The sequence below is a fragment of the Candidatus Melainabacteria bacterium RIFOXYA2_FULL_32_9 genome (genome assembly GCA_001784615.1).
Lineage (GTDB): Bacteria > Cyanobacteriota > Vampirovibrionia > Gastranaerophilales > UBA9579 > UBA9579.
The window spans coordinates 1,026-6,930 of sequence record MFRQ01000117.1 but is presented as its reverse complement, the minus strand read 5'-3'; the positions used below and the strand labels follow the sequence as shown (position 1 = coordinate 6,930).

Annotated in this window: 5 protein-coding genes and 1 pseudogene (1 of these 6 running past the window's edge); 3 read left to right on the top strand and 3 right to left on the bottom strand. The window is 32.2% G+C overall.

The genetic code is table 11. The annotated features are described in order from the left end of the window. The 3 genes and pseudogenes from A2255_10985 to A2255_10975 all read right to left on the bottom strand — a co-directional run bounded on the left by A2255_10985 (position 1) and on the right by A2255_10975 (position 2,059). Positions 1 to 768, bottom strand: a pseudogene (locus A2255_10985) (hypothetical protein). Between the two features lie 112 nt (positions 769 to 880). Further along, positions 881 to 1,732 carry a hypothetical protein gene (locus A2255_10980; GenBank protein ID OGI18133.1) on the bottom strand — a complete coding sequence of 284 codons (852 nt, stop codon included), beginning with the start codon at positions 1,730 to 1,732 and terminating at the stop codon, positions 881 to 883. A gap of 3 nt (positions 1,733 to 1,735) precedes the next feature. Next, positions 1,736 to 2,059: a hypothetical protein gene (locus tag A2255_10975; protein ID OGI18132.1), complete on the bottom strand. Its 324-nt coding sequence runs from the start codon at positions 2,057 to 2,059 to the stop codon at positions 1,736 to 1,738. Positions 2,060 to 2,340: 281 nt separating this feature from the next. On the opposite strand from A2255_10975, the gene A2255_10970 reads away from it, so the two are divergent. The 3 genes from A2255_10970 to A2255_10960 form a co-directional block, all read left to right on the top strand. Continuing rightward, a complete protein-coding gene (locus tag A2255_10970) occupies positions 2,341 to 4,260 on the top strand; it encodes a hypothetical protein (GenBank protein ID OGI18131.1) in 1,920 nt (639 codons plus the stop codon). Positions 4,261 to 4,365: 105 nt separating this feature from the next. Then, on the top strand, positions 4,366 to 4,818 hold the full coding sequence (locus A2255_10965) for a hypothetical protein (protein OGI18130.1): 453 nt from the start codon (positions 4,366 to 4,368) through the stop codon (positions 4,816 to 4,818). Between the two features lie 124 nt (positions 4,819 to 4,942). Further along, positions 4,943 to 5,905, top strand: partial view of an S-methyl-5-thioribose-1-phosphate isomerase gene (locus tag A2255_10960; GenBank protein ID OGI18129.1) — the 5' portion only. It continues 90 nt past the right edge of the window; only the first 963 of its 1,053 coding nucleotides appear in the window; the start codon lies at positions 4,943 to 4,945; the stop codon falls past the right edge of the window.

The window sequence follows — 5,905 nt, the reverse complement described above, 5'->3', positions numbered from 1 at the left end:
TATTGCTCTTTGATTGTCCATGAAAAAAGTATCATCGTGAATACATATATCTCTCATCTTTGGAAATTTTTTATGTAAATATTCTATCTCATCAACAACATTATCAACGGATCTATATCTAATCCTTCTCTTTGAAACATTATCAAGACAGCAAAAACTACATTTAAATGGACAGCCTCTGGCTGTTATGATACTGCCTATTCGTCTGTTTTGATCAAAAAATGCCTCATGCTTAGGAAAAGGAAGTATATCAAGATTTTCAATTAATTCTCTATCTTTAGTCTTAATAACTCCATTATTATGAAAGGCAATTCCATCTACATTTTCAAGATTAGTATTGTTATTAATAAGTTTTTCTGCAAGTTCAGAAAAAGTAATTTCCCCTTCGCCTATTACTACAGTCAGGAATGGATATTTTTCAAGCAATTGCTGATACATCAATGTTGAATGTATTCCCCCAAGTACAATATGTATATCAGGATATTTTTCATGAATACTTTCAATTAATCTATATGTACTGACTCTATTATTGGTGATTACCTGAAAACCTATTATATCTGGTTTATATTCATCAATTGTCTGAATAGTTCGCTCATAACAATCTTCAAAGGGATATCCGTTCAAAAATAATGTTTGAACGCTGTAATCACAATGTTCAAGATATGAATGTAAATAGCCTAAACCTAATGGGTAAAACATATCTGCATGTGTTAGAAATCTAGTTTCATCTTCAAAACTACTGGAAACCAGTAATATCTTACCCTTCATGTTAATGCTCCTTTTTATTCAGAAAATCCAGCAAATAAATATCTGTAAATGGCAATCATATTATATTTTACACAATTATACTTGTTTGAGCTTAGGGTAAATGATTTATTTTTTATTCTAAATCTATTCCAGCTAAAATAAGTAAATCTTTTAAATTTCCATAATATTTCTGCTCTATAAGTTCAGTAAATCTTGCATAAACCATAGGAGCAAGTTCTTGCACTTTCGCTTTATCGATAAAAAACCCTTCAATAAATCTGGCAAATAATTCTGTAGGCTTTTTGTAGTAATTCTCTGCTTTATTTTTTAAACGATAAAGCCTTTTATATTCACGTTCTCTGCTTTTAAGCTTGATATAAACTCTTAAAGACTCAGGCATTTGAGAGAAGTCTTTGTCAAGGTTTTTAATACTGTAAAAATCTTCTTTTCCTAGAATAGGCTGAGAAATTCGGACATTATCGTACTGCAATAAATATCTTGCAGGAGATTTATGCTTTTTAAAGAAGCTGTTTATAGGTGTAAAGATTCCCGTTCTTTTAAATTCAGGATATTCCTTTTTTATCAGGTTCTCAAAATCTCTTATTTCTTTCTTAATTTCTGTTTTTCTCAATAAAAACTTCTCAAATAATGAATTTTCGTCTACAAAATTGGTGACTTTCATCAATTCTTGTTGAAATATAGGTGTTTCAGATGTTTTAAATAGTTTTTCGAGCGTGCCACCTTTGTAAAAAGATTCTCTTTCTAAATCATAATGGATTTTATGGGCATATTCGTGGGCTAGCACATTTAGTCTCTTTTCTTTAGCTACTCTTTTTGAGACATCAATTCTATTTTTGAAGCATATGCCTAAATTACCTCGAGCTTTAGTATTTGTTTTTACGGTGATTCCCTGTGCTCTTAAAAACTTAATAAATTCCTGCTCAGTAAATTTTAATTTAGGAACATCGAGAAGATTTAGACTCATTTCTTACTTAATTCCTTTAGTTTCTTTCTGAATCCATTTAAGGTAATCCTTATGCCCTTTTTTAATAGGCAGCATTATTACCTCTGGTAATTCATAAGAATGTAAATCAATGACTCGCTGCTTTATAGTCTTAAAAAGACATCTTCTGGTTTTTATTATCAATAAATATTCTTCATCTTCATTTATTTTTTCTTGCCAGCTATATACCGAAATAATCTTAGGAATTATGTTTACACAAGCAGCAAGCTTATCTTCAACTAGTGAATGAGCTATTTTTTTAGATTCTTCAAGACTTGAAGACGTGACTAATATTACACCATATTTCATTTTAAATCTCCTTACCTAGCTCCCCTGTCTAGTTATAGTCCAGAAAATTTACTTCTATGCTAAATAATACAAAACACTTATAATAATTCTACTAACATCTAAGAAAGTTTAAAACTGTTAAAAAATTAAAAACTTAAATGATTTTATAATCAAATTATTTTACAATAAAGAATTAAACAATTTTAATTATGGGCAAACTTTTAATTAATAGACTAAAATATTATAATAACTAGCGCAACCTTCAATTTAACTAAAGCAAGACATGGGGACAAGAAATCAAAATGGCAACAGCAAGTAGAAAAAATGTTATATTAAGCTTAATTTTAACCCTATTTATGTTAAACAGCACATCACTTGCAAGCTTCTCTCAAGAAGAAGAGGAACCTCAGTTTACTCAGGCTACTGAAATTGCTCCCCAAAAGTTAAATAACCTGCAAAGTAGAACTTATGATGAAGGTATTACTGTTAAAGAGATTGAAATTAAGGGCAATAATCTTGTAAAAACTGAGGATATTTTAAGTAAATTAGCAATAAAACAAGGTTCAAAGTTTGATAGAAACTTAATACAAAAAGATCTTAAAAGCATATATGATATGGGATACTTTACAGAAAGATTAAAAGCAATCCCAGAGCCTTCTTCAACAGGAATTAAGCTTAGAATTGAAGTGGAAGAAAATGCTCCTGTAACAGGATTTAACATTACAGGAAATGATGTTATTTCTACTGAAAATCTTGCAAAGATATTCAATAGCCAAACAGGACTGCCTCAAAATATTGCTGAATTAAATAAAGCCGTTGAAAACATTGAGAACCTTTATACAGAAAAAGGTTATATTCTTGCCCGAGTAAAAAGAATTACAGATGATCCTGATGGAATGATCAATATTGATATAAATGAAGGCGTTATTGACGGTATTAAAATCTCAGGAAATACCAAAACCAAAGATTTTGTAATCAAGAGAAACATGATTATGGCCTCAGGAATGGTCTATAATGAAAATTTACTAAAACAAGATTTGTCCAGAATTTTTGCTACTCAGGCATTTTCTGATATCAGAAGAGTTCTTTCTGCCTCTCCTGATGACCCTAATAAATACAGATTAACCGTAGAAGTTGATGAAAAAAGAACAGGGTCTATCTCTCTTGGTGGAGGTATCGATACTGGAACAGGATTATTTGGCTCTTTAGGATATATGGATAATAACTTTAGAGGATTAGGACAACAATTATCTACTAATTTTATGGCAGGTAGTGGTATTGTCTTAAGAGATCAGGATACTATCAGAAGAGCTAACCTCCAATTTGAAGCAAATTTTGTTGAACCAAGACTCAAACAAACTTTGAATTCGCTTGAAGTTTCTGCATTTGGTAGAGAATTTGCGAGTTATCAGGTTCCACTTGGAATTGAAAGAAGAATCGGTACTGAAGTAGAATTAGCAAGACCAATAAAAAGAGTTCCTCACCTTGCAGGAAGTGTATCTCTTGGTGTAGAAAATGTAGATGTTCGAGAAGGTGATAACCAAAGAATAACAAATGCTTTTGCTGAAAAAGGTATTGATATTAGAAGAAGAGCTGAGCAATTAGAAGGCGGTACTTTTATATCTTTAGGACCTTCCCTGATTTATGATACTCGTAATAGTTTCATTAACCCTACAGAAGGCTGGTATGCTTCCGGATCATTTAAAGAATCCTTTATGTTAAGTGGCGATGCTGGCTCTTTTGGAAAAGCTACTGCAACTGTTAGAAGATTTTATCCTATAGGCGATAAATCAACATTTACAGTAGGTGGTAAAGTTGGCACACAGGTAATTGGCTCTCTCCCTGAATTTGCGTCATTTAGATTAGGTGGTGCAACTACAGTTAGAGGATTTAGAGAAGGTGATGTAGGTAATGGAAAAGGCTTTATGCTGGCAACTGCTGAATTCAGAACCCCAATACCATTCGTAGCTCAAATAACTGATATTAATTTCTTTAGAGATATGAGAGCAGCATTGTTTATGGATGCAGGTACTGTGTTTAGAGAAACTCTTACAAATGATTTATTTAATAGACCCGGATATGGAATTTCAGCCGGTGCCGGTTTAAGAGTAAATATTCCTGGACTTGGCCCAATCAGAGTTGATTATGGCTACCCTCTCACTTTTGTAGGCTCAGGAAACAAAAGAGGAAGATTTACTTTTGGCTTTGGAGAAAGATATTAATTATCTTCTGGATTTATACAACTTCAAGGTATATAATAAACCTAACTTGATATTTTGCTGATAAAAGAGAATTTATAATAACCAGGTATGAAAGGAGATTTTAAGATGAGAGTTTTCAAAAAGTTTTTAACCATGTTAGCTGTTGTAAGTGTAATCGGATTTTCCGGATTAGCTTCTTATGCTGAAGTTGCAATAGTTGATCTTGACAAAGTTATAAGTAATTACTCAAAAGCGCAAGATGTTTCTGCAGACTTAAAAGTTAAGGAAGCAGAATTACAGAAATTCCTTGCTGATGCTCAAAAGCAGTTAAAAAATGCAAATTCACCTGTAGAAAAGAAAAATCTGGAAGATAGATTAACCAATGAATTTAAAACAAAAGCTGATGGTTTCAGAGAATTACAAATAAAAGAATGGAAAGAAATTGAAGATAGCGTATTTAGCGCCATAGACAAAGCAGCTAAAAGCAAAAAACTGGACCTAGTATTAAATAAATCAAGTGTACTTCAAGGTGGAGTAGATATAACTGATCAAATAATCAACCTTCTTAACAAGAAGTAAATTGATCTTAAATACTAAATTTAATGCTTAATCAAAGTGACTCGTTAAACGAGTCACTTTGACTGTTAATCTCTATTTATCTTAAAATAAAGAAGGAAAAACTTTTATATAGGAATTATTAATCATGGAATCAAATGTTAGAACTATTGAATGGCATAAAAATCACGTTAAGCTAATTGATCAGACTAAATTACCATATGAATTTGAAATAGTTGAGGTAAAAAACTCTCAGGATATGGGTATAGCTATTAAAGATATGCTTGTAAGGGGTGCACCAGCTATTGGAGTCGCTGGGGCTTTTGGTATTGCACTTGGAGCTATGGAGTTATCTCATATTAATAATAAAGGTGATTTTATTCAAGGGTTGGAAAAAATTGGAGAATACTTAAAGTCCACACGTCCAACAGCAGTAAATTTAATGTGGGCTGTAGATAGACAGCTTAATTTTGCTAAAACATTGGATTCAGAAAATATTAACTTTATCGTAAGTGCCTTAATAGAAAATGCTATAAAAATACACGATGAAGATATAGAAATCAATAAGAAAATCGGTAAAAATGGAGCAGAACTAGTACCTGAAGGCGCTACAATTCTTACTCATTGTAATGCCGGAGCTTTAGCTACAGCAGGATATGGTACTGCCCTTGGAGTAGTTCGTGCTGCTTATGAAAAAGACCCAACTATTCGTGTTTTTGCAGATGAAACCAGACCACGCCAACAAGGCGCAAAACTTACCACCTGGGAATTAATAATGGATAATATTCCTGTTACTCTAATCACAGATGGAATGTGTGGTTTCTTTATGTCAAAGGATATGATTGACTTTGTTGTGGTTGGTGCAGATAGAATTGCTGCAAATGGAGATACCGCAAATAAAATAGGAACGTACAATGTAGCAATAGTAGCAAAAGAACATAATATTCCTTTCTACGTTGCAGCTCCTCTTTCTACAATTGATACATCTATCTCCTCAGGCAATGAAATTCCTATAGAAGAAAGGGGATGGGAAGAAGTTACTCATATAAACGGTGAAAGAATTTGTCCTGAAGGAGTAAACATAATAAATCCAGCTTTTGACGTTACTCCG